We start from the raw sequence: 24,211 nt of genomic DNA, 5'->3' as shown, positions 1-24,211 counted from the left end.
AGGCGGCGGGCGTGCTGTTGGCTACCTCACCCGGCGACTCCGGTGTGTAGTCGGCGAGAAACTCATGCCAGCTCTCATCGACCGACGACGGATCTTGCTTGTACTTCTGGTACATCTCGTCGACGAGCCACTGGTTCTGTCCGAACTGGGATGTTGAGCTGCTCACAGCAGGTGTTCGCCTCATTTCGTTCTTCGCGCTGCGACGTTTGTGACGTGCCCGGCACGGGTACCGGCGCGATGCGCGCCGATGCGCCCTTTCTGAGGATAGGCCCAGCCCCTACTCCGTGCCCCAGGGCGGCATGCGTGGGTCCCGTTCCGGAATACTCCGACTGCCGCCGTCGGGCACGTCGTTTGCGCCGCTGCCCGGTCAACTGCCTCCGGACAGACCCAGCCTCATAGATGACGACTCGTCCCGCGTCGAGAATATTCCTTCGTCCGAATCGGCTGCCTCCCAGAGTCGGTTATAGATCCCGCGTTCGGCCAGCAGTTGCTCGTGCGTGCCGAATTCCACGATCCGGCCGTGCGCCACGACGGCGATCCGATCGGCGCGCGCCGCGGTCGCCAGCCGATGCGCGACGATCACGGTGGTGCGGCCACGGGCCAGCGATCGGCTCGCGACCAGCACCTTCTCCTCGCTGGCCGGGTCCAGCACGGCGGTGGCCTCGTCCAGCAGCAGCAGATCGGGATCAACCAGTTCGGCACGAGCCAGCGCGATCAACTGCCGTTGCCCGGCCGACAGCCCGCGACCGCCCTCACCGATCGGCTGAGCCATCCCCCGGGGCAGACTCTCGATCGTTTCCAGCGCACCGACCGCCGCGGCGGCCCGCCGGATTTCCGCGGCGGTGGCAAAAGGTTTCCCGAATGCAATGTTGCCGGCAACGTCTCCGGTAAACAGGTGAGCTTCCTGCGGTACCACGCCGAGCCGGGCACGGAATCGGGCGAGTCGATAGTCGCGGAGATCGACTCCGTCGACGCGAATCGATCCGCCGGGCGTCGTTTCGTCGCCGGGCGCCGCTCGGCCGGGCAGGTCGTAGAGGCGGGCCAGCAATTTGACCACGGTCGACTTCCCGGCACTGGTCTCACCGACCAGCGCCAGCGTCGATCCGGCCGGAACGTGCAGCGAAACATCTTCCAGCGCGGGTTTTTTCGCGTCCGGATAGCGGAAGGTGACCGCGTCGAAACAGACCTCGCCGCGCAGCCGCCCCTCGATCTCGACCGCATCCGCGGGGTCGGGGGCGATCGAGGAGGGGGTGTGCAGCAGCGTCTCGATCCGCCGCAACCCCACCCGCGCCTGCTGATAGCCGTCGAAGACCTGGGAGAGCTGGGTGATCGGCCCGAACAGCAGGCTCAGATACAAGACGAACGCCACCAGCGTGCCGGCCGTCGTGGTGCCGTGCGCGACCTCGCGGGCGCCCAGGTAGACGACGGCCGCCTGGGCCAGATCCGCCCAGGCCAGCACGAAGGCGAAGTACAGCGCGATCGCTCGCTGGGCACGGAGCCGGGCCCGGCGGTAACGGTCGGAGTAGTCGGCGAATCGGCGCGCGGCCTCGGCTTCGTGCCGATAGGCCTGGGTGGCGCGCAGACCGGCCACGTTCTCCTGGAAATCGGCGTTGACCGTGGCGACCCGCTCCCGGGAGGCGGAATACGCCGAGGCCGAGACCCGGCGGAAGATCAGCGTCGCCGCGATCAGCGGCGGCAGGGCCACGAAGACGACCACGGCCAGGCCGGCGTCGATGATCAGCAGGGCGACCACGATCCCGGCCACCGTGACGAGGCTGATCAGCGCGGTGCCCAGACCGGTCTGCAGGAAGGTCGACAGCGCGTCGATATCGGTCGTCATCCGCGTCATGATCCGGCCGGACAGTTCCCGCTCGTAGTAGTCCAGGCCGAGCCGTTGCAGATGGGCGTAGCTGCGCACGCGCAGCCCGTAGAGCACCCGCTCACCGCCGCGCGCCGACAACCGGGTGCCTATCGCCTCGCCCGCCCAGCTCACCAGGACGAGCGCCACGCCTGCCGCGGCTGCGGCCGCGAGCGCGCCGCCGTGCTGCCGTCCGACACCGTCGTCGAGGGCGAAGCGGGTCAGCGCCGGAAAGGCGACCGAGACGGCCGCGTCGACGGCGAGCAACGCGACCACGGCCGCCAGCAGCCAGCGCACCGGCCGTAGCAACCGCACCAGCCGAAACTGCGGGTCCGGCTGTTCCAGCTCCCGATCGTCGAGCCCCGGTTCTTCGGTGGCGGGAGCCAGACTCGCCAGCGCGGCACGCATCTCCGGCGGCGCATCCGGTTCCGGGTTCGGATCCTCGGCAACGGATTCGGTGTCCGAGCCGGCCGCGTCCGCCTGGGCCTCGATGCCGGCGCCGGGTATGGCCGCATCCCGTCCCGGCTCGGTGGAATGCGTGCCCGGTCCTGGCAGCCGGATGACCCGGTCCGCATGCGCCAGTGTCGATTCCCGGTGCGCGAGGATCAGCGTGGTGCGGCCGTGGGCGGGCAGCGCACCGAAGATCGCGGCCTCGGTGACGGCGTCCACCGCGGAGGTGGCGTCGTCGAGAACGAGGATGCGTGGATCCGCGAGCAGTGCGCGCGCCAAGGCCAGACGTTGCCGTTGCCCGCCGGAGAGCGTGAGGCCGCGCTCGCCGACGACGGTGTCGTAGCCGTCCGGGAGGGCCCGGATGAATTCGTCCGCCGCGGCCGTCCGGGCGGCCGCGCGGATCTCCTCGGGATCGGCGTCGGGTTTGCCGAGTGCGATATTGGCGGCGATGGTGTCGGAGAACAGGAACGGCTCGTCGAACGCCACGCCGATCGCCGCGCGTAGATCGGCCGCTCGCACGCGTGCGATATCCACCGCCCCGGCGTCCGGATCGTCCACGGAATCGGCGCCGAACAGGCCGATGTGGCCGGCCTCCGGCGTATGGAAGCGTGGGAGCAGCAGCGTCAGCGTGGACTTCCCGGAACCGGCCGGACCGATCACCGCGACCGTCTCACCGGGGCGGACGGTGAGGTCGAGATCGTGCAGGACCGGCCGGCCCGGTTCGAAGCCGAAGGTGAGGCCGCGAATGTGGAGGCCGAGCGGCCCCGCCGGCAGGGGTTGCGGATCGGGCGGATCCACCGCAGCGGGCGCCTCGTCGACGATCTGGTAGACGCGTTCGGCCGCCGCGCGGGTCAACTGGGCCATCACCACGACGTTGGACAGGATCCGGGTGCTCGAGGCCATCATCGTGACGTAGGTCGCGAAGGCCAGGAAGGTGCCGACGCCGATCACCGAATGCAGGGCCAGCACTCCGCCGAGCGCGATCACGATCACCAGCCCGGCTTGCGGGATCGCCGAAACCGTCGGGGCGAAGCGGGAATCGATGCGGGCCGCGCGCATCCGGTGGGCATAGAGCCGCCGGCCGTGCTCCTCCAGAATGCGCACCATCCGCGATTCCTGGCCGAAGCCCTTCACCACCCGCACACCGGTGACGGTCTCCTCGACGTGCTGCGCCAGATCGGCCGCCCGCTGCTGCGCCGACCAGGTCGCCGCGTGCAGGCGCGGTCGCACCCGATAGACAACCAGACCGAGGGCGGGCACGGTCAGCAGCGACACCAGCGCCAACGGTGGTGACAACACCAGCATGGCGGCCGCGGCGAAGATGAAGATGAGCAGCGAGGCGGCCGACAACGGGGCCATCGCGAGCAGTCCCTGCACCAGCTGGAGATCGCTGATCGACCGGGAGACCACCTGCCCGGTGCGCAGCCGGTCCTGCCGCGGCCCGTCGTATCGGTGCAGGGCGGTCAGCACAGTCACCCGCAACTCGTGCTGGACATCCAGGGCGAGCCGACCGGCCAGCCAGCGCCGCCCGTAGGTGGCGGCGAACCGCGCCAGGGCCAGGGCGACCAGAACGGCGGCGATCGGCGCCAACGCCGCCACATCGCCCAGCCGGGCCCGATCCAGGGCGGCCTTGGCGGCCAGCGGGGCGGCCGATTCCGCGCCCGCGCCCGCCACGACGGCCAGGATCACCCCGATCAGCACACGGGGATGAGCCCGGCAGGCCGCCCAGAGCCGGCGCAACCAGCCGGATCCGCTCGTCCCGGCCGGTGTCCGGCGCCGGGAAGGGGCCGGTCCGGTGTCGGGGCGCAGGGTGTCGGTGTCGTTCATGTCGATTCGACCGTACCGACGGCGGCCGACACCATCGCCGGCCGCCGGATCGCGCGCCGCGGCCGGGCGCTCAGTTCGGCGCGCCGGTCAGATGCTGTTCCAGCCGCTCGTTGAACGGTGCGCCCGCATGCTGTACCGCGTGGTCGTTGCCGGGCAGCACCAGGTGCTCGCCGCCGGTGCGCGCGGAGACGGTCGCGGCGACCGCGGTCAACGCGGGGGAGTGCCCGCCGGACAGGACGAGGGTGCGCACCCCGGCCCGGGCGATCGCGGGCAGCGGCAGCGCCGCGTCCCAGGCCGGGCGGCACATGCGGAGCGCCGAGACCGCGGCCCAGTGATCGTCGGTGCGCGGGCGCCCGCGCGGCAGGCCCGCCAGAGTGCCGAAGGTCGCGGCGAATTCGAGCGGATCGCGTGGCCGTTCCCGCCACCGCAGGCGCAGGGCCTCGACCGCGGGATGGCGCAGCTCGGCGAGACAGGTGGGTTCGATCAGGGTCAGCGACAGCACCCGATCGGGAGCGCCGGCCGCGGCGAGCACACAGGCGAGCGCGCCGTAGCAGTGACCGACCAGATGCGCCGGTTCCGCGGCGAGCATCGTCAGCAGATCGGCGGCATCGTGCAGATAATCGGGAGCCGCGGCGACTCCGGGCCGGTAGCCGTGGCGCACCAGCACATCCAGGCGCATCCGCTGCGCGAGCGGTCGCTGTGCGGCCCAGGTGGTTTCGGCGCCGAGCATTCCGTGCACCAGGACGACGCGCGGTCCCGATGTACCCCAGCGCTCGACGAGGGGTGGCGTCCCGGCGAATCGCCCGGCGAGGTGCGAGGGGTCGATCCCGCGCCGGCTGCGGCATACCGGACGCCCACCCGGGTGGGTACCGGACAGGCGCGGGCGGTGGTGACTGTGTCGATCCATGCCGCTCACAACCCCAGGGCGGACATGGCGGCGGGCCGGGCGAAGGTCGCGGCGAACGCACGCGCGAGCGCGGGGTCCTGGCCGCCGGCCATCATCAGTTCGTTCAACGCCGGGGGCGGATTCAGCATCGTCATCGTCCAGCGGGCCGCGGGATGGGCCGTCTCGGTCAGCCACTGCTGCCCGGTCGATTCCATCCACTCCGTGTCGAAGCGGCCGTCACCGTGCGCGAGAATCGCGTCGGCGTAATGGATTCCGCAGTGCACCGCACTGTTGGCGCCCTGCGCACCGGCCGGATCCATCCGGCAGAGCACGTCGCCGCCACCGAGTACCGGGGTGCCCGACGGCAGCAGCCCCACCGGACGTCGCATCGTCGGGGTGACGGCGCCGACGAGAGTGCCACCGCTGTCGGTCAGTTCGACCGTGCGGAAGCGCCGCGCGAGTTCCGGCGGGAAGTATCGCTCCACCAGTTCGGTGGCCTGCGCCAAGCGCTGGGCCGGGCTGCTGTCGCGGGTGAAGACGTCCAGCGGTCCGCCCGGAACCGCCGCGAACATGAGGTTGTCGCATCGGCGCTCCTGCCCGGGAGCCCCGGTGAGCGTCGCGGTCGACACGACTTCGCCGAGCCCCGGGAGCGCGAGGAACATCCCCATACCGTCGGGGTCCGGCTCCGCCCCGTCCAGATAGACCACGGCCAGCCGACGCATCGGCGCGGCCGGCAGCGCCCAGTCCGGATCCGCCGGGAAACAGGCCGCGAGCTCGCCCGAGGCCCTGGTGACGACGGTCAGATCGGCATCGGCCGCACGCTCGTCGAGGTCGGTCAGCGATATCGGCGCGATTTGCAGATCGCCACCGGCGGCGGCGAATTCGGTCAGGTGATGGCTGAACACCGTGCGCTGGTCGACGCTGTGCGCCGGGCTGTCGAACGGCGCCGCCCAGGTCACCACGGGTGACCGGTCGACCGCGACGGTGAGCCGGATACCGCGGATCGGTGGTGCGAGGGTGCGCCACGCCCCCAGGCCCGCCGCGGCTTCCAATTCCAGCGTCCGGGCGAATTTGACCTGGGTACTGGTGACCGAGCCGGACAGCACGGCCGCCGGATCACGGTCGGTGATCAGCGTGACCTTCACACCGTTGTCGAGTAATCGCCGAGCCAGCGGTAAGCCGCATTCGCCCGCCCCCACAACCTGCACCTGTGTCATGTCGGTTTTCCTCATCGTCGCGGTTCCGGCGCCGCGGAACCGAACCCGGCCGACCGGCGCTGCCGTCGGCTTCCGCTGTCCACTGTCGGCGGATCGGTATCGCCACCGCATCGGTAGGTCGGACGCCGACCTACTTATGTGGTTGCCGGATTGGGTGTCCGTAGTGCCCGCGCGCCGATTAGGCTCTGTGGATATGTCGTCGGCGAGGGGTGTGTTCGGTCCGGGGCCACGATCGACAGCAGACGGATTCGTCGGAAGAGAAGCCGAACTCGAGCGGGTGGCAACGCTACTGCTGGATTCGGCACGCTTGATCACCCTCGTCGGACCCGGTGGTATCGGAAAGACCCGGCTGGCCATGGAGGTGAGCGCCCGGTTGCGCCGAGCGCGTCGTGGGCCGGTGTACTGGGTTCGGCTCGCCCGCCTCCCGAAGGGAGCCGCGCCGGCCGAGGTCGAGGACGAGATCGCGCGCTCGGTCGTCGACGGGGACTTCTCCGGCCGGCCGGTGCGGGCCGCACTGCTCGCCGCGCTCGACGGAACGGATACTCCGGGTCGTGGCGGTCACCCGTTGCTGGTGCTCGACAACTGTGAGCACGTACTCGACGGCGTCGGTCCGGTCGTGGCCGAACTCCTGGACGGGGTGCCCGGGCTGAGCGTGCTCGCCACCAGCCGGACCGCCCTCGGCTGGGTGGACGAACAGCTGCTACCGATCGCACCGCTGCCGAATGCCACTGCGGTGCAACTGTTTCGGCAGCGTGCGGCACTGACCGGCCGGGCCGTCGGCGAGAGCGAGCGCGCGACGGTCGAGTCGATCTGCCGGCATCTGCACAACTATCCGCTGTTCATCCGCCTGGCCGCGGCCCGTTTGCGCTACCAGCCGCTGCCGGCGATCCTGCGCGATCTCGACGGCGCGGTGGATCGCCGCCTGCGCTGGTCACCGGGCTTCCGGGTCGGTGACGAGGAACGGCATCGCGATATCGCCTCGGTGATCGCCTGGTCGTTCGATCTGTGTGGTGACGCCGAACGATTGCTGTTCGAGCGGATGTCGGTGTTCGCCGCCGGCTACGACGCCGATCCCGCCGAACCGGGCCCGGATTCCGGGCAGGCCGGTGTGGGCCAGGAAGTCGGCGCCGAGCTCGATGCCATCGAGGCGGTCTGCGCCGACGCCGACCTGCCGGCGCACGAGATCGAGCCGCTGCTCGAGCAGCTGGCCGACCGGTCGCTGGTCTCGATTCACATCGGCGCCGAGACCGTGCGCTATTCGCTGTTGGAGAGTTTCCGGCTCTACGCCGAGCAGCGGGTGCGTGCCCGCGGGGACGGTCACTGGGAGCGCTTGGCCGCGCGGCACCGGCGGTACTACCGCGATCAGCTCGTCGCCGCGCGCTGGGTCGGCCCGCACGAACAGCATCTGTTGTCGTGGGCGCGCGCGGCGTGGGACAACCTGCTGTGCGCGATCGACAGCAGTCTGACCGATCCGGCGGAAGCGGTGGTCGGCCTCGAGATCGCCACCGGCCTGATCGCGCTGCGGATTCCGTTCCTGCGTGGCCTGCTGCGGGAATCGCGGCAGCTCGCCGAGCGCAGCCTCGACGCGGTGCGGTCGTTCGGCGGATGCCCGCCGGAACTGGAGATTTCGGCGCTGGCCCTCATCGGCTGGCTCGCGCTGTGTCAGGGCATGTCCGAGGATGCCGGACGCATGCTCGACCAGTGTGTCGCGACCTCGCTCGGTACCGTGCCTCCCGGCTGGCGCGACGACCCGGCTGTCGATCTCGGCCTGCCGGCGCCGGTCGACTATCTCTGGGGCAGTGTGCTGCTGCTCACCGTCGAGCAGCCACCGGCCTCGGTGGTGCTCGCTCGGGCGCGCGCGAAGTTCGCCGCGGCGGGCGATACCGGCGGGGCCGCGATGAGCGAGCTGTTCGAGTCGCTGGCCGCCGCCTTCTACGGGACGCCCGAGGTGGCGCTGGAGACGACCCGCCGGCATCTGGCGACCATGACGGAATCCGGTGCGCAGTGGGCCATCTCCTGGGCGAAACTGGCCGCGGCGATCGCGACGACCGCGCACGGCGATCCGGCCGCGGCCGAGGCCCTGTGCGATTCGGCCGTGCGATGGCAGCGGTCGATGGGCGATCAGTGGGGCGGGGTGTGGGCGTTGCACATCCGGTCCTGGATCGCGGCCCGGCGGATCGGTGATTCGACCGATGCCGCGGTACGGATCGAGCACGCCAGGCGCATCGCGCGTCTCTACGGTGAAACGTCGGCGCTGCGCCGGCGGCTGGGCATCGATCTGACCAATCTGCGCCCGTTCGCCGCGGAAACCGTCAAGGCGACCGACCTGGCCCGCAGTATCCTGCGGCCGGCCGATTTCGATGCGGCGGTAGCCGAGGGTCAGGTGCGTGGCGGGATGGCACGGCCGGAGCCGATCGAGGATTCGGTGCCGGCGGGCGCGGCGCCGGAGACGGCGCGCGATTCCCGGTGGGAGGCGCTGACCGCCGCCGAGCAGGAGGTCGCGGTGCTGGCCGCGGCGGGCCTGACCAACACCGCGATCGCGGCCCGCCGCGGCACCTCCAATCGCACGGTCGACGCGCAGGTAGCGGCCATTCTGCCCAAGTTGATGATCGGTTCGCGCCGGGAGATCCTGCCGAATCTGCCCGCACCGCAACGCGATCGCGCAGAACGCGAATCGCGCCGGCGCTCGGCGGCGCACTGACCGCCGGCCGCGCTCAGATCTCGCGGGTCCGCAGATACCACCATCCGGCCGCCCCAGCGGCGACGGTCCAGATCACCAGCACCACGGCTGAGGCCGCATTGGGCGGCAGGAAGGGGCTGTCGGCGAAGGAACCGACGGCCACCGTGCCGATGGTGGCCGAACCGGGCAGCAGCACCACCAGCCCCGCGATGCCGGCGCCCTTGGCCACCAACCAGATCAGGGGTTCGAGGACGAACAGCCAGCCCGCGATCGCGATCACCGCGAGATTCGGTGACCGCAACACCAATCCGAGCCCGACCCCGATCACGGCCCAGCACGCCGCGGCCAGCAGCCCGCCGCCGAACACGCCGACCAGCCGCCAGCCGAATTCGACCTCGTGCCGTCCGAACAGCAGCAGTCCCAGCGCCGCACCCAGCTCCGCGCAGGCCGCGGAGAGCAGCGAATAGGCCGCCGCCACACCGGCTTTCGCACCGAAGAGCAGATCGCGGTCGGGGGTCAGCAGGACGGTGATACCGATGCTGCGATAGCGGTATTCGTCTCCCGCCGCCACCGCCCCGCCGACCGCGGCCGCGCCCACCGCCACCGCGATCGCCAGATACAGCCCGACCGTCACGGTGCCGGTGGCCAGCGCCTCCCGCGGTTGCGGACCGGAACCGCGCAGCGCGGAGGCCGATCCGACGACGAGTCCGACGGCGGCCAGGATCGGGGGCAGCAGCCATCCCGATCGGACCGCGGTGATCTTGCGGAGTTCGGTGGTCGCGGCCCGGGTCACCTCGACGGGCACGGCGGGCATCGTGGGCAGCATCATCGCATTCCGTACGGGGTCGCAGGGGCCGGGTTCGGATAGGCGGGCGGTGCCGCCGATTTGGTCAGCATGGCCAGCACCCGGTCGGGATGCACGGGTTCGGCCACCACCTCGCCCAGTTGCACGCGTGCCAGTGCGGCCGCGGCCTCGATCTCGGCGCGGGTGGCCTCGGCGACGGCGAGTCTGCCGTCACCGCGCATCACCGCATCGGTGAAGCCCTGGGCCGCCAGGGTGGTGGCGAGTGCGATCGGACTGGATGCCGCGACCACCAGCCGGTCCGGATGGTTGCGCCGCAGCCGCCGCGGGCTGCCCTGATAGACCACCGAACCGCCGGCCAGCACGATCACCTGATCGGACACCGGCACGGCGGCGGCCAGACTCTGCGCGGTCAGCAGTGTGGTCCCGCCGCTGCGGGCGTGGCCGCGCAGATAGTCGAAAAGCCAGCTGCGCTCGGCTGGTTCGAGACCGTCGAACGGGTCGTCGAGCACCAGCAGGCGCGGCCGGGCGAGCACGGCCTGGGCCAGGCCCAGCCGGGTGCGCATGCCGTCGGGCAGATCGCGGATCCGGGTCGCGGTGGCCTCGTCGAGGCGCAGTGCGGCCGCGACCGAATCCACCCGGTCGTCGCTCACGCCCGTCGCGGCGGCGCACACCCGCAGCTGCGCTCGCACCGTGCGGGCCGGATGCAATCCCCGGGGCTGCAGCATGGCGCCCACACCGGCCCCGCGATCGATCTCGACGATGCCGGAATCGGGCCGCAGCAGGCCCAGCAGGACGCCCAGCAGAATCGATTTACCCGCACCGGGCGGGCCCACCAGCGCCGCCGTGGTGCCGCCCGGAATCGAGAAGCCGACGTCGCGGAGCGCGACGATCCCTTCGAACTGTTTGTGCAGGCCGGTCACCGAGACCGCGAGCGCACGGGCGGCGCTCATCGCTGCTCGGCCGCGGAGTCGGTGCCGGTCGCATCGCGGCGCGGCGAATCGTCCAGGGCGGGAAGCGGATCCGCGTCGATCACGGTGCCGTGCGCCGTTCCGCCCGTCCAGCGCAGCGGCGCGGGACCGAACGCGTCGCGCGCGTTGGCGATCACCTTCTTGCCCAGGGCCCGGTTGCCGAATCCACCGATGGCCGCGCCGATTCCGGCCGGCAGCACCTTGCCGAACATCAGCATGCTGCGCTTGGTGATGAACTGCACTACGAACCGCTTCATCAGTGAATCGTTCATGGAACGGATTCCGGGGATGCGGTCGGCGAGCAACGTGCCCCAGTTCTTCGCGGAGTGACCGACGCTGCGCTGCACGATCTCCATTCCGCTCTCGCCGAGCACCACCGCCAGCACCAGCGCGCGACGGCGCTCCTTGTCCTCGGGCGCGATGCCGTGCACGGCGGCGACGGCGAGGGTGAACACCGCCGAGGCCTCGAGGAAGAAGGTGGTTTCGGCACTGATCGCCGCGATCGAGGTCAGGGTTCCCACGCCCGGAACCGCGGCGGTCGCGCCGACGGCTGTGCCGCTGCCGGTCACGGTGGTCAGATAGATCTTCTCCAGCCGCTCGAGGATCTGCGCGGGACTTTCGTCCGGATGTGCCCGACGGAACCGATCGACGTATTTCGCGACCGCCGGAGCCTGCAACTGTGCCCCGTTGTCCAGCAGAGACCTCACGGCCTTCTCCACGCCGCTGTTGAACATCGGCAACGCACCCCTCTCGTCCGGTCCGCACAAACTCTAGTGGTGCCCGGCCCGCCGGCGGACCCCGTGCGGCCCTCGACCGAGCAACGAACCGCGTCCGAGGCGGGTTCCACCGGACTCGGCCATCACCTACCGTGGGAAGGATGAGTGGGGTCTCCGCTGGGGCGCGCCGACTGCCCGCACCGCCGTTGCGGCCCTATATCGGCCGGTACGAGGGATACCTGCTGTCCGGATTCGAGCCCGGAACCCACGTCGGCATGCCGAGCACCGCGATCACGGTGATCCTCACCATCGACGAACCGATCGACGTGCCGGTGTCCTCCCATCCGGACCAGGCCGGTGGCCGCTGGACGGCCCTGGCGGGCGGGCTGACGCTGCGACCCACTCTGATCGCGCACCGCGGCTACCAGCACGGCATCCAGCTGGCGGTCACCCCGTCCGGGGCCCGCGCCCTGTTCGGGATGCCGGCCGGGGAGCTGGGGGAATGGATCGTCGATCTGTCGGATCTGCTGGGCCCGGACGCCGAGCGAGTGCGCGAACGCATCGCCGCCACCGCCGACTGGCGGGCGCGCTTCGCGGTACTCGACGAGGTCTTCGGCGCCCGGGTCGCCGCCACCGATCGGCGCCGGCTCGAGGTGGATCCCAACCTGCGGCGGGCCTGGCGGTTGCTGACCGATCCGCACCGACCATCCGCGGTGTCCCGGGTCGCCGCCGAGATCGGCTGGAGCCGAAGATATCTCGCCTCCCGGTTCGCCGCGGAATTCGGCATCACGCCCAAGGAGGCGGCGCGCCTGACCCGATTCGAGGCCTCGCATCGCCTGCTGCGCCGGCCCGAGGTGACAAGTATCGCCGAGGTGGCAGCCGCGACCGGATACTACGACCAGGCGCATATGGCCCGGGAGTGGCGGGAGCTGGCCGGATCGGCGCCCTCGACGTGGCGAGCGCGTGAGGTGTTCCCATTCGTCCAAGCCGAGGCGGCGGCGAACGAGCGAGGCTTGCGCTATGACTGAAACGACCAATTCGACAGCTACCGAATCGACAACCACCGAGCGCACGTCCGCCCCGGTGTGGCCGACCTTCGTCTACCGGGACGCCCCGGCCGCGATCGATTTCCTCCAGCGCGCCTTCGGCTTCGTCGAAACCGCTCGCTACGGCAGTGGTGACGTGGTCGATCACGCCGAACTCGGCTGGCCCGGCGGCGGCGGAATCATGCTGGGCACAGCGGGCCGGGACGAGTCCGTGTTGTGTCAGCAGCCGGCCGGCAGCGGCTCGGTCTACATCGTCGTCGACGATCCGGACGCTCTCTACGACCGTGCCCGCGCGGCCGGGGCGACCATCGTGCGCGAGTTGCGAGACGAGGATTACGGTTCGCGCGGATTCACCTGCCGGGACCCCGAGGGCGTGTTCTGGAGCTTCGGCACCTACGCCGGCACCACCGCCTAGCGCGCGGTCACGCCCCGTCGGCCGCCGGAACTCGCTCCGCCGGCAGCGGCGGTGGGGGCGGCGTGCCGTCACCGAACGGCTTGCCGCCCAGCGCTTCTCGCCCGTGCGGGGTCAGCCAGCCGGACAGATCCGGCCCCTTCGGCACGATGCCGGTCGGATTGATGTCGCTGTGCACGACGTAGTAGTGCCGCTTGATCTGGGTGAAGTCCACGGTGTCACCGAAGCCCGGGGTCTGGAACAGATCGCGGGCATAGGCCCACAGCACCGGCTGCTCGGTCAGCTTGTTGCGGTTGCACTTGAAATGTCCGTGATAGACCGCGTCGAAGCGCACCAGCGTGGTGAACAGCCGCACATCCGCCTCGGTGATGGTGTCGCCGACCAGATAGCGCTGTTCGCTCAGGCGTTCCGAGAGCCAGTCCAGTGCGGTGAACAGGCGGTCGTAGGCGGCGTCGTAGGCGTCCTGGCTGCCCGCGAATCCGCAGCGATACACCCCGTTGTTCACCTCGGTGTAGACCCGGCGGTTCACCTCGTCGATCTCGCCGCGCAGCGCTTCGGGATACAGCTGGGGGGCGCCGGGCCGGTGGAATTGCGTCCACTCGGTGGAGAAATCGAGCGTGATCTGCGCGTAGTCGTTGGTGACCACCTTGCCGGTCGGCACGTCGACGATCGCCGGAACGGTGATCCCGCGCGGATACTCCGGGTCCCGGGCGAGATACGCGTCGCGCAGGAAGTGGATGCCCAGCACCGGATCGACCTCACCGGGATCGAGGTCGAAGGTCCAGCTGCGTTTGTCGTGGGTCGGACCGCACAGGCCGAGGGAGATCACCTGTTCCAGGCCGAGCAGCCGCCGCACGATCAAGGTCCGGTTGGCCCACGGGCAGGCCCGCGCGGCGATCAGCCGGTACCGCTGCGGCTCGACCGGATAGCCGTCGCGGCCGTCGGCGGTGATCCGGGTCGTGATGTAGGTGGTATCGCGTTTGAATTCGCCCGGCTCGACGTAGGTCGCGGTATTCGAACCGGCGTTATCGGTCGGCGAAGTAGTCACCGCACCAGTGTGGCAGACCGCGGCGACAGTCCGTTCCGGCGCGGGCGGGGGTAGGCGGATCGGCCCGGACTGGATAGATTCGGCCGATGAGTGATTCGAAACCCACCCGGCTGGAGCGGACCGACACCGAGGGCGGCGCCCAGTTCGCGATCATCACCATCGATCACCCACCGCTGAATCTGTTCGATTCGGCGCTGCTGACCTCGCTCGCCGACGATCTCGCACAGCTGCGCGCGAATCCGCCGCGGGCGCTGTTGTTGCGGGCCGAGGGCAAGGTCGTGTCCGGTGGTGTCGACGTGCACGAATTCGACGGGTTGACCGCCGAGCAGGGTGCCGCGCTGTGGGAGCGGCTGTTCGACACGATCATTCACCCGATCGAGGCGCTGCCGTGTCCGGTGGTCTTCGCCGCGCACGGGCTCACCCTGACCGCCGCCTTCGAGATCTCGCTGGCCTGCGACATCCTGCTGGCCTCGCCCAAGGCCAAGTTCGGCCTGGTGGAGACGGTGGTCGGGCTGACCCCGTCGATGGGCGGACCGCAGCGACTGGCCGAGCGCGCCGGTTCCGGCCGGGCCCGGGAACTGGTGATGACGGGCGATCTGTACGACGCGGCGACCCTGGCGGACTGGGGCGTGGTCAACGCGGTACACGACGATGTCGACGCGGCGGCGCGGGCGCTGGTGGCCCGGCTGGCCGATGGTCCGACCCGTGCCCATGCCGCCACCAAACAGATCATCTCGGCGTGGCGGTCCGGCGGGGTCGCCCACGCGGACTCGGTGACGCCGAAGGTGTCCGGCGAGCTGTTCGATACCGAGGATTTGCGGGGCGCGGTCCGCAGCTTCCTCGAGGTGGGTCCCGGCAAGGCGAGCTACACCGGGCGGTGATCCGGCGGACAAGTTTGCCGCCTAACGCCACATTGTTGTGATCTGCGTCATATAGTCACAGATGCCTGTTGATCGAGGCATTCGGAGGGACTTGATGACGCCGCAACTGATCGAATATCCGCAGACGCGAAATCCGTGGTGCGGCAACCCTCTTGCTCGCGGTGCCGACGGTGTGCTGCGGTACGGCAATTTGAACCCGGCGCTCACCGAACTGCTCGACGTGCAGGTGCATGCGTTCTCGGCCCGGGAGGCGGTCGTCGAAATCGGCGGCCCGCGGCTGACCTATCGGCAGCTGTGGCATTCCGCCTCCCGGATCGCCGGCGGCCTGCAGGAACACGGAATCGGCTACGGCGACCGGGTTGCTGTGCGGATGCCGGTCGGCGCCCGCTGGGTGCAGGCATTTCTCGGCGCCCTGTTGTCCGGCGCGGTGCCGGTGCTGGTCCACGACGGGCTGCCCGAGGCGGTGGCCGCGCAGGTGCTCGCCGACAGTTGTGCGGATTTCGTGCTCGACGGCGGCGGCGCCGAAGCCGACTACGCCGATCTGCCGGACGGTGCCGCCTTCATCGACGACGGCGCCTCGCTCAGTGAGCTGGCGCTGCTGTGCTACACCAGCGGCGGTGCGGCGCAGAGCGTTTCGACCACCGCCGATCCGGACTGCGGTCCGCGCGGGGTCGAGTTGACCAACGAGAATCTGCTCTCGGCCGTGCGCTCGGTGGTCGGCGCCTTCGATCTGCCGACCGATGGATTGCGCAATCTGGTGTTGCTACCGCTCGCCCACGCCAGCGGCTGTGTCGACCAGCTTCTCCCGACCTTCGCGGTGGGCGGCACCGTGGTGCTGGCCCCGGATCCGGCGATGATCGCGGAGACGATCGTGGCCGAACGCATCGACATGGTGGCCGCGACCCCCCGCATCTTCGCCGGTCTGCTGCCGGAGCTTGCCGGGTTGCGGGCCGAGGGGGTGCGGCAGGTGTGCAATGCGGGGCATCGAGCCGAATTGGCCGCCACCGACGCGGGAACCGCCGAGGTCGTCGCGGATGCCTTGCGCGAGGTGTTCCCGCTGGCCCGCCAGTGGTCGGTGTGGGGCGCCACCGAAACCAGCGGTATCGGACTGGCGTTGGTCGACAGCGGCGCGACGCCCGGCGGTGACGTGCTCGGATTCCCGTTCGGTGGCACCGAATTGGCGCTCTGGGGCCCGCGGGCCCGCGGTGGCACCGGTGAATTGCTGTGTCGCGGACCGAATGTCACCCGTCGCTACTGGAACGATCCGCAGGCCACCGAATCCCGGTTCACCGGCAGCTGGTTCCACACCGGCAATCAGGTCAGCATCGACACCGACGGCCTGGTGCACCGCACCGGATAGCCCTGCGTCGCAGCATGTTTCACTCCAGCAGCCGGGTATGCAGCGCGGCCCGCAATTGCGGCGTGAATCCGATGGCCTCGAGGTAGCCGTCCAGATTTCCGTAGCGCCGGTGCATGGCCTCGGTGCCCGCCGCGAGGTACTCGACGCTCACGCCGAGCAGCGCTGGCGGCAGCGGCGCGCCCGAGTTGCGCGCCACGTCGGCGGCCAGTGCCTCGACTGCCTCGTTGCTGAGCAGATAGTCGGCCAGGACGTCGTCCTCGACCACGCCCACCGCGCGCAGCAGCGTGGCGACCGCCCAGCCGGTCCGATCCTTACCCGCCGCGCAGTGCACGAGCACCGCGCCGTCGCCACGGGCCAGTGACCGGGCCATTGCGGTGATCGCGGCCCCGGCCTCCGGCAGCGACGGGAATTGGGAGTAGACCTGGAGCAGGTCGAGGTGGCGGTGCGCGGGGGCTTCGTGCGGGGGCAGGGCCGGCGCCTCGTGAGGAGGCCGGGACCCGACGGCGGAATCGAACGGGGTGACCTCGAGACGCACGCCCTCGGGCAGCACGTCGACCCCCATCCGATCGGCCTCGCCCGGCCCGCGCAGATCGTGCACGGTGGCGACGCCGAGGCGACGCAGGATGTCGTGGCCGCGTTCGTCCAATCGGCACAGCTGAGCCGAGCGCAGGAGGACTCCACTGCGAATCTTCGTTCCGCTCGCGGTCCGCAGACCGCCGACGTCGCGGTAGTTGAAGGTGCCGGGGATGTGCAGATGATCGGGGCGCGCCGTGGTCACGATCCCAGGTTATCGGCGCTCCGACCGGGGCGCCGAGGCTCAGCTCACGTGTGTGCTCGCCCACATCGATATAACGATTCCGGCCCCGAGGCCGTAGAGTTCTGGTCGTTTGCGCCCGGCGGCAGCCGCGCTGACCGTGGGCGATTCGCTTTTGTCCGGCGTGGCCCGGGGTGCCGGAGTGGTAACAAAACATTCTTTCAGTCCGGAATGACCCATCGAACCTGGTCGTGATCCCCGAAAAGCCTCTAACATTGACGGATGTTGAACGGGCCGCCCGAGGTGTCGCTCGGAAGTGATCACTGCAGATCCGAAGCCCGTTGAGCCAGCCGCGCAGGCGAGGTGCGCGAGTTCTTTCGCCGAGGGAGTCGTCGTTGAGCGCTAGTGGAGAGATGATTCAGGTCCGGCCGCGGCCGACCGTGCAGGAGGCAATCGATACGGCCAGTGCCGCCATCGACTGCACCGGCACGCGCGCATTGCGAGTACTTCTGCACGCCGGAGTGAGCGCCCTGTGGCCGGCCATCAAGGCCACGCCGGAACGGCAGGTTCGTACCTTGGAGGCCACCATCAGCGCCTTACGCCGGCGCTGGGAGGGGCGGGCGGATTGCGCTCCCGATCAGTCGGTGGCCGAAGTGTTCCGCGACCTGGATGCCGAGGTCGGGGCCTATCTACAGCTGTGCGCCGAGCGGTCGAATACGCAGTGGATCGAACCGGTCGAGGCGATCGCGGCCTATGTCGTCGCCGTCATGCAGGGCACGGTCATGCGCTGGCTGGCCGATTGCGACGACGAGACCACCCTCGTGGTCTTCGACGATCTGGTATCGACCCTGACCACCAAGGCCGTGGAGGCCTGACCCGCCGATAGTTCTGGACGTTTGACCAGTTTCGTGCTTGGCTGGTGGCTGTGACAGCACCGTCGCCGATCGCCGACCTGCACGCCGCCACCGCCGATCTGGATCCGCCGCTGGCCGCCCTCGACCTGTCCGCCCTGCGGGCCAATGCGGCCGATCTGGTGCGGCGGGCCGGTGGCGTCCCGATCCGGGTGGCCAGTAAATCGGTGCGCTGCCGCGCCGTCCTCGAAGAGGTGCTCGGCCCCGAACTCACCGCGCGCGGTGGTTTCGCCGGCATCATGTCCTATTCGCTGCGCGAGGCGCTGTGGTTGGCCGGGCACGGCGCCCGCGACATCCTGCTGGGCTATCCCACCGTCGATCACGCCGCCCTGGCCGAACTCGGCGCCGATTCCACCCGGCTCGAGTCGATCACCCTCATGGTCGACGACATCGCCCAGCTCGAGCTGATCCGCGCCGCGGTCGGCAGCGCCGCGGTCCGCGTCTGCCTGGACGTCGACGCCTCACTGCGGATCGGTCCGTTGCATCTCGGGGTGCGCCGGTCACCGATCCGCACGCCCGAACAGGCCGAGCGCCTGGCGCGCGCCGCCCGCGAACGCGGTTTCCGGGTGGTGGGCGTGATGACCTACGAGGCGCAGATCGCCGGCCTGCCCGACACCAACCCCGCGGTGCGGCTGGTGAAGCGGCTGTCCGCCGCCGAGATCGGTGCCCGCCGCTCGCACGTGCTGGACGCGGTGCGGGCGGTCGCCGGTGGCCTCGAGATCGTCAACAGTGGTGGCAGCGGGTCCGTCGAGGTGAGTGTGGCCGCCCCCGAGGTCACCGAGGTGACCGCCGGTTCCGGCCTCTACGTGCCCACCCTGTTCGACGGCTATCGCTCCTTCACCCCGCGTCCCGCCCTGTATTTCGCACTGCCCGTGCTGCGGCGCCCCGCCGCCGATATCGCCACGGCCTTCGCCGGTGGATATATCGCCTCCGGGCCGACGGGCAAGTCCCGGGCACCGAAACCGGTGTGGCCCGCGGGGTTGCGGCTGATCGGCACCGAGGGAGCCGGGGAGGTGCAGACCCCGCTCACCGGCGCCGCGACGCTGGCCGTCGGCGATCGGGTATGGCTGCGCCACGCCAAGGCCGGGGAGCTCTGCGAGCGATTCGATCAGCTGCAGGTCGTCGATGCCGACGATCACCGCACGGCGGTGCCCACCTACCGGGGTGAGGGCCGCAACTTCGGCTGATGCTCAGCTCGCGGTCAGTTCCAGATAGGCGGCCAGGTCCGGCAACTGTTCCGGAGTTTCGGGCAGATAGTCGGTGAGCAGCGGGGAGGCGACGACGATCGCCGACCACATCGCTCGCGAGACGGCGGTGGTGAGCCAATGCCGCGACAGCAGTTCATCCATCCCGTGCGGGGCGTCTCCCGGTGCGGAGGTGGTCATGGAGATCAGCACCACCGCTGCCTCCCGGCCGCGGAAGCGGTCCGCGGTGCCGACCACCACATCCTCGATCCGGGCCCGCGACAACAACATTCGAATCCGCGCCACCTGCGCGTGATAGGGCGCCACCACCAGAATGTCGTGCGGATGCAGGCGGCGGGTCAGCACCCCCTGGCGCCAGGTGCGGCCCAGCAGGGCGCGAACCTGCCGCACGATCTCGCGGGCCTCCTCCGCGGATTCGGTGCTGTTGCCGTGATGATCGACCGCCACGGCGTGCACGCCGGGCGGTACGCCCTCGAGTTCCCGTGCGAGCGTGACGGTTTCGTTCGAGCGCAGCCGATTGCCGTAGCGTAGCCGCGACACCGGCCCGCACAGCTGCGGATGCATGCGCCAGGTGCGTTCCAGGAAATAGCCGAATTCCGGAGGCAGCGTGGGATTTCCGCCGACGACGCGGCCCAATGCCGAATCGTGGACCGGCTCGGGATGCAACCCGGTGCCGGGCAGTGGCGCCGGATCGCCGAGCAACAGCAGGTTCCGCGCCGCAGCACCCACCGCGACGGCCTGCGCCAACGGGAAATGTCCGGCGTCGGCGATCACCAGTAGCTCGAGGCTCTGCGGAGCCACCTGATCGGGGTCGGTGAAATCGCCCGGGAGACCGCCGATCACACAGCCGTTGACGGCGTTGTCGAGGAAACGCGGATAGCGGTCGGCCGCGATTCCCAGCCATTCCGGCGCGACGGTGTGCACGTCGGATTTTGCGACCAGCTCCGGCAGCACACCCACCCGGACGACCGCGTCGAGCAGGGCCTCCGCCGTGGAATGGGTCTGCGCCACCACGCCGACACGCCATTTGTACCGGGTGACGAGACGCTCGATCACCCGCGCCGCGGTCTCGGTCTTCCCGGTTCCGGAGGGACCCTGGACGGCCAGATAGGAACTGTCCAGATCGAGCACGGCGGCGGTTATCGCGGCGGCGTAGTCGCCGAACACCTGCGGGAGCGCGGCCGCCGACCGCAGCCGCGGGCGTCGGCGGCACAGCAGGTCGAAACCGGCCGTCAACGGCACCTCCGGCAGGCTGACCAGCAGTTCGTGGGCGACAGCGGTCAGCGCCTGCTCCATATTCTCGTCCCGCGCGGGTGGATCGGGGACGATCGCGACCGGCAGTTCGTCGTAGGGCGCGCAGCCGGGCGGCAGCAGTTCCTCGACCCGGACCACATCGTCGAAGTTGTCGTCGAGGGCGCAGCCCAGCACCGTGGCCGCGGCGGTCGCCCGGCGGCCGGGAGTAGCGGGCAGGTCGGGCACCGGACTGTCGTAGAGGGTGCGGACCGGGGTCCCGGGTGGCGGCGGCCGCCCGGTGCCCAGCCGGCCGGTGAGTTTGAGATAGCGCCGCATCGGGCGGCCGTCGGTGTGCTGCCATTTGGTGTCCACACTCGCCCAGTCGGCGACGAGAACGCCGGGGGTGTCCGCCCATTCGCCGATCGGGCGGTGCAGCCGATCCTCGTGCGCCCAGTGCAGCGGTTGCCGCTCCCGCCGGTGATAACCCAGCACGGCGGCCGTCAGCGCCGCGGCTTGCTGTGCGGGGCTCCGGGTTTCGTCGTAGTCGAAGGCGAATTCGCGCAGCGCCGCCTCGACCGCCGCCGGTTGTTCGGCCAGCGTGCGGCGGGGGACCGGACAGGGCTGGATATCGTGTTCGGCGGCCAGTTCGGTGAGTCGTTCGCGCAGCCGCAGTGTTGCCGCACAGGCGGATTCGAGGTCGGCGCCGACCGGCGCGGATTCGGGATCCAGGAGGGCGAGTACTTCCGGCAGCTCGTAGGAGCGGGCACCGATCAGCAGGGCGGAGCGCACGACCGGATACAGGTCCAGGAGTGCGCCGAGCAGGTCGTCGGCGGTCTCCTCGTCGGCCCCGCAGCGCGCGCACAGGTCGGCCAGCAGCGTGCGGATCGGCGAGCAGTAGTGGTAGATCCGCAGGTCGGGATGATGTTGCTGCCGATCGGCGAGGAATTCCAGTAGCGCCACCGGATCGTGGGTGGTGAACGCGTGGAACAGGAAGACCCCGTCACCGCCGTCCGCGCCGCGCGCGGCCACGCCCACGCCCACGGCGGATCCGGCGACCGAGACGAAGACGTCACCCGCATCGGGGCGGGCCAGTTCGCCGAAGGCCGCGGCATCGGTGACCGCGTACGCCGGTCGACCGGTGCGCTCCCGGCGCAACTGCAATTCGGCTTGCCGGCGCAGGGACGAAAAGGTCTGTACCGCAACCCCGGTCACCGAGGAGTCGGCCGCGGCCAGCCGATCGACGGTGGTGATGCCGGCATCGCGCAATTGCGCCCGGACGGTGGGGCGCATTCCCGCCACCAGCAGCAGATCGCGCCCGGCCACCAGTTCGGCGGTGCAGGTCGGGCAGCGGCCGCAGGCCGGATAGCGCCGGTCGCCCCATTGCACGGGCAACAGTTCGTCCTGTTTTGCGGCGAGGATCGTATCGAGCCGGCGTCGCCGCGCCGCGTACACGGTTTCGGCGGGGGCCAGTTCCAGGATCTGTTCCGAGCCGGTCGCGTCTCGCACCCGCACCCACGGATCGACCCCGAAGCCGCCGTCACGCAGCATGCGGGCGCAGGCGGCCGCTTCCATCAGCGTCGCCACCTCCGATGATCCGGCGCGCGCGTAGAGGAGGAAGGTAGGCGCGGCGGTCGGCTCGTCGTCGCGGCGGAGCAGGTAGGCGCAACCGGCCGCGAAGGAACCGTCGAAGAACGTCGCGCCCGCGGTCGCGGGTGTCCCCGCGGCGAGGGCCGCGAGGGTGCGCTCGTGTCCGCGCTGCAAATCGGCGATCGTCGGGGCGGCGGGCGTCGCGATCCGGATGGTCGCGGCGCCGAAGGTCGCGTCCAGGTCGTCGAAGCGTTCGTCGGGCGCCTCGGACGAATCGAGCGCGATCGCGGCCGGAGCCACCGAATCCGCCGAAACCACAAGGCCCAGTTCGGTATCGAGCGCACGCAGCAGCGCGAACTCGCAGCGCGCTGCCTTCACCAGGTCATCGGTGCTGCATACGACACGATCACCGAACAGAATCAATCGCGGCCCTCCTGAGCTCCGGACACCCGCACGCGGCCGACACACGGCCCGCGTGCCGAGTCGCGCAACAGCGTAATCTTTCGAGGTCGCACGGCGTGGCGTGAGGGGGGCGTGTCGGATAGCGGACTCGGTTCGACCGGATCGCGCGGTTCGCCGAGAATGGTGCGATGCCGTATTTCCCGGGTGCCCGTGGCCGACTGCATTACCGGATATGGCCGGTCGACGGGTCGGCGGATCCGGCGGCGCTGGTCGTCTTCCTCCCCGGTTCCGGTCAACACAGCGGTCACTACCACCGCTTCGGCCGGGCGCTGGGCCGGCGGTCGATCGAGCTGTGGTGCCTCGACACCTCCGGGCAGGGGCTCAGCGAGGGGGATCCGCAGGCGCCCGGGACGCTCGCCGAACTCGCCGCCGACGCGGCCGCGCTGGTCCGCTGCGCCGAGGCTCGGCATCGCGCTGCTCCGCTGCTGCTCGCGGGACACTCGCTGGGGGCCGCGACCGCCCTCGCCGCGGCCGGCCTGCCGGAGCTGTCCCGCTGCGCCGGAATGGTCCTGACCGGCACGCCGCGGCGAGCGCTCGGGGCGGGCTCGCAGCCGCCGCCCGGCATGCCGGTGCTGGCCCTGCACGGGGTCGACGACCGCCGCGCTCCGATCGACGCGGTACGCGAATGGGCCGCCCGGCATCCCTCGGTGGGGTTGCACGAATACCCCGATGCCGGGCACGATTTGCTGCACGAGCCGGTGCAAGCGGCCGTGACCGGCGATATCGCGGAGTGGATCGGCGAGGTCGCCACCGGTCGGCGCGGCACCGCGGACGTGGGTTGAGAAAGGGGGACCGCGATGCAGTCGCAAGAGCCCGGGGATCTGCGCAACGACGTCGGTGCGCTGGCCCAGGCAGTCGACGACGGCGAGCTGTGGATCGACGGCGTACTCGTCGGCGACGGGACGCACGAACGCTGCGCGCGCCGCTACGAATCGCTTGCCGAACAGGTCGAACAGCAGATTCGGGTGCTCGGTGCGGCCGTATCGCTGCCCGGTTTCGGTGGGTTCGAGTCGGGGCAGGCGCTGCGGCGCGGTTTCGAGGGCAAGGCCGCCGACGCGGTCGAGCGGTTGCGGGAATATGCCGATGCGGCACGGCAATTGGCGCAGACCCTGCGCGCCGCCGCGGCCGCCTACGCCCAGCACGACGCCGACACCGCCGCGGCGATCGGCCGGGCGGCGGAACCGGTCGTGCCGCCGGCGCAACCGGTGGGGGTGGGGCATGCATAGGCTCAGCGGTAACGCCAACCCGCCGGCCGAGGGCCACACCGATCCGGACTACGCGCCCACCGTCGAGGTGTTCGACAATCTCAGCCACGCCGATATCCAGCGCGGTGTGCTGGAGTTGAACCCCGAGGTGCTGACCGTGGGCCGGCAGGCCTGGCAGAGTTCGGCCGCGGGCCTGGCCGATGCGGTGCAGTCCGCCCACAACGAGATTCGCGGTGCCATCGCCGACGGCTGGCGCGGGGGCGCGGCGCAGTTGGCCGCCGACGCGGTCGCGGCGTTCGAACAGTTGGGCCTGCAATTGTCCGATGTGATGGCGGTGGTCGGCCACCGGCTCGGACAGGCCAACGACGCAGCCGAGACGCTGCGCGCCGCGGTATCCCAGCAGGTGACGGCCGATCCGGATCTGGAAGCGGCGCTGCTGGATCCGAAACGGGCCACCACCAACATCGCCTTGCAGAAGACCGCCGAGAATCTGCGCCAGGATGCGGTGCGGGTGATGGATTCGGTCTATGCGGGCGTCTTCCTGCCCACCGGCGACAATGTGCCCGCCTTCCCGGACGGCAGCATGTACCCGAATCCGGCTGTGATGCAACCGGGTCCGGACTCGCCGACGGCGCCGGGCGGAGGTAGTGCCGATCTGGTCGGACGTGCGACCGCGGCCCGGGTGGCGCCCGCTGTGCCG

At 70.6% G+C, this 24,211-nt stretch carries 20 protein-coding genes; 10 read left to right on the top strand and 10 right to left on the bottom strand.

Annotated elements, in window-relative coordinates:
* The 4 genes from ON37_RS34745 to ON37_RS20280 form a co-directional block, all read right to left on the bottom strand.
* Positions 1-184, bottom strand: a 184-nt coding sequence (locus ON37_RS34745; protein WP_157171520.1) for a 2-oxoglutarate dehydrogenase E1 subunit family protein, incomplete at its 3' end; no start/stop codon positions are given.
* A gap of 183 nt (positions 185-367) precedes the next feature.
* Positions 368-4,135 (bottom strand): ABC transporter ATP-binding protein, encoded by a 3,768-nt coding sequence (locus tag ON37_RS20290; RefSeq protein WP_083893145.1) that lies wholly within the window; start codon positions 4,133-4,135, stop codon positions 368-370.
* Positions 4,136-4,205: 70 nt separating this feature from the next.
* Positions 4,206-5,042: an alpha/beta fold hydrolase gene (locus ON37_RS20285; protein ID WP_157171519.1), complete on the bottom strand. Its 837-nt coding sequence runs from the start codon at positions 5,040-5,042 to the stop codon at positions 4,206-4,208.
* 5 nt (positions 5,043-5,047) lie between these two features.
* A complete protein-coding gene (locus ON37_RS20280; RefSeq protein WP_085997352.1) occupies positions 5,048-6,238 on the bottom strand; it encodes a styrene monooxygenase/indole monooxygenase family protein in 1,191 nt (396 codons plus the stop codon).
* 193 nt (positions 6,239-6,431) lie between these two features.
* On the opposite strand from ON37_RS20280, the gene ON37_RS20275 reads away from it, so the two are divergent.
* Entirely contained in the window at positions 6,432-8,939 is a 2,508-nt protein-coding gene (locus tag ON37_RS20275) for an ATP-binding protein (protein ID WP_168441231.1), read from the top strand.
* A gap of 13 nt (positions 8,940-8,952) precedes the next feature.
* Here ON37_RS20275 and ON37_RS20270 read toward each other — a convergent pair whose 3' ends face one another.
* Genes ON37_RS20270 through ON37_RS20260 form a run of 3 tightly spaced genes read right to left on the bottom strand, consistent with a single transcriptional unit; the run spans position 8,953 to position 11,425 of the window.
* Positions 8,953-9,732: a hypothetical protein gene (locus ON37_RS20270; RefSeq protein ID WP_040721509.1), complete on the bottom strand. Its 780-nt coding sequence runs from the start codon at positions 9,730-9,732 to the stop codon at positions 8,953-8,955.
* 11 nt (positions 9,733-9,743) lie between these two features.
* A complete protein-coding gene (locus ON37_RS20265; protein ID WP_040721505.1) occupies positions 9,744-10,673 on the bottom strand; it encodes an ATP-binding cassette domain-containing protein in 930 nt (309 codons plus the stop codon).
* On the bottom strand, positions 10,670-11,425 hold the full coding sequence (locus ON37_RS20260; RefSeq protein ID WP_051031826.1) for a hypothetical protein: 756 nt from the start codon (positions 11,423-11,425) through the stop codon (positions 10,670-10,672). The genes ON37_RS20265 and ON37_RS20260 overlap by 4 nt, the downstream gene beginning before the upstream one ends.
* Positions 11,426-11,568: 143 nt before the next feature.
* Between ON37_RS20260 and ON37_RS20255 the strand changes: the two genes are divergently transcribed.
* Both ON37_RS20255 and ON37_RS20250 read left to right on the top strand, forming a co-directional pair.
* Positions 11,569-12,435 (top strand): AraC family transcriptional regulator, encoded by an 867-nt coding sequence (locus ON37_RS20255; RefSeq protein WP_040721504.1) that lies wholly within the window; start codon positions 11,569-11,571, stop codon positions 12,433-12,435.
* Positions 12,428-12,868, top strand: a complete 441-nt coding sequence (locus ON37_RS20250; RefSeq protein ID WP_083893141.1) for a VOC family protein — start codon at positions 12,428-12,430, stop codon at positions 12,866-12,868. Before ON37_RS20255 ends, ON37_RS20250 begins: the two co-directional genes overlap by 8 nt.
* A 7-nt stretch (positions 12,869-12,875) precedes the next feature.
* Here ON37_RS20250 and ON37_RS20245 read toward each other — a convergent pair whose 3' ends face one another.
* Entirely contained in the window at positions 12,876-13,913 is a 1,038-nt protein-coding gene (locus tag ON37_RS20245; protein WP_040721502.1) for a glutathione S-transferase family protein, read from the bottom strand.
* A gap of 86 nt (positions 13,914-13,999) precedes the next feature.
* Here ON37_RS20245 and ON37_RS20240 point away from each other — a divergent pair, with 86 nt between their 5' ends.
* Complete coding sequence (locus ON37_RS20240; protein WP_040721501.1) at positions 14,000-14,794, top strand: enoyl-CoA hydratase/isomerase family protein; 795 nt, start codon at positions 14,000-14,002, stop codon at positions 14,792-14,794.
* A 94-nt stretch (positions 14,795-14,888) separates the two neighbouring features.
* Complete coding sequence (locus ON37_RS20235) at positions 14,889-16,154, top strand: class I adenylate-forming enzyme family protein (protein WP_040721500.1); 1,266 nt, start codon at positions 14,889-14,891, stop codon at positions 16,152-16,154.
* A gap of 19 nt (positions 16,155-16,173) precedes the next feature.
* Here ON37_RS20235 and ON37_RS20230 read toward each other — a convergent pair whose 3' ends face one another.
* Positions 16,174-16,932 carry a tyrosine-protein phosphatase gene (locus ON37_RS20230; protein ID WP_040721499.1) on the bottom strand — a complete coding sequence of 253 codons (759 nt, stop codon included), beginning with the start codon at positions 16,930-16,932 and terminating at the stop codon, positions 16,174-16,176.
* Positions 16,933-17,303: 371 nt separating this feature from the next.
* Between ON37_RS20230 and ON37_RS20225 the strand changes: the two genes are divergently transcribed.
* Complete coding sequence (locus tag ON37_RS20225) at positions 17,304-17,783, top strand: TetR family transcriptional regulator (protein ID WP_245553280.1); 480 nt, start codon at positions 17,304-17,306, stop codon at positions 17,781-17,783.
* 50 nt (positions 17,784-17,833) lie between these two features.
* Complete coding sequence (locus ON37_RS20220) at positions 17,834-19,006, top strand: amino acid deaminase/aldolase (RefSeq protein ID WP_040721497.1); 1,173 nt, start codon at positions 17,834-17,836, stop codon at positions 19,004-19,006.
* 3 nt (positions 19,007-19,009) lie between these two features.
* Here the strand turns inward: ON37_RS20220 and ON37_RS20215 are convergent, their stop codons facing one another.
* Positions 19,010-22,267, bottom strand: coding sequence for a bifunctional RecB family nuclease/DEAD/DEAH box helicase (locus ON37_RS20215; RefSeq protein ID WP_040721496.1), 3,258 nt, complete (start codon positions 22,265-22,267; stop codon positions 19,010-19,012).
* 167 nt (positions 22,268-22,434) lie between these two features.
* On the opposite strand from ON37_RS20215, the gene ON37_RS20210 reads away from it, so the two are divergent.
* The 3 genes from ON37_RS20210 to ON37_RS20200 all read left to right on the top strand — a co-directional run.
* Positions 22,435-23,088, top strand: coding sequence for an alpha/beta hydrolase (locus ON37_RS20210; RefSeq protein WP_040721495.1), 654 nt, complete (start codon positions 22,435-22,437; stop codon positions 23,086-23,088).
* Between the two features lie 15 nt (positions 23,089-23,103).
* Positions 23,104-23,532, top strand: coding sequence for a hypothetical protein (locus ON37_RS20205; protein ID WP_051031825.1), 429 nt, complete (start codon positions 23,104-23,106; stop codon positions 23,530-23,532).
* A partial coding sequence (locus ON37_RS20200; RefSeq protein WP_040721494.1) for a PPE domain-containing protein occupies positions 23,525-24,211 on the top strand: 687 nt, incomplete at its 3' end. The genes ON37_RS20205 and ON37_RS20200, both read left to right, overlap by 8 nt.

Origin of the sequence: Nocardia veterana NBRC 100344, from assembly GCF_000308855.1 — a bacterium.
Taxonomy (GTDB): Bacteria; Actinomycetota; Actinomycetes; order Mycobacteriales; family Mycobacteriaceae; genus Nocardia; species Nocardia veterana.
Note: the sequence above shows the minus strand (reverse complement) of the source record. Positions and strands in the feature narration are given on the sequence as shown.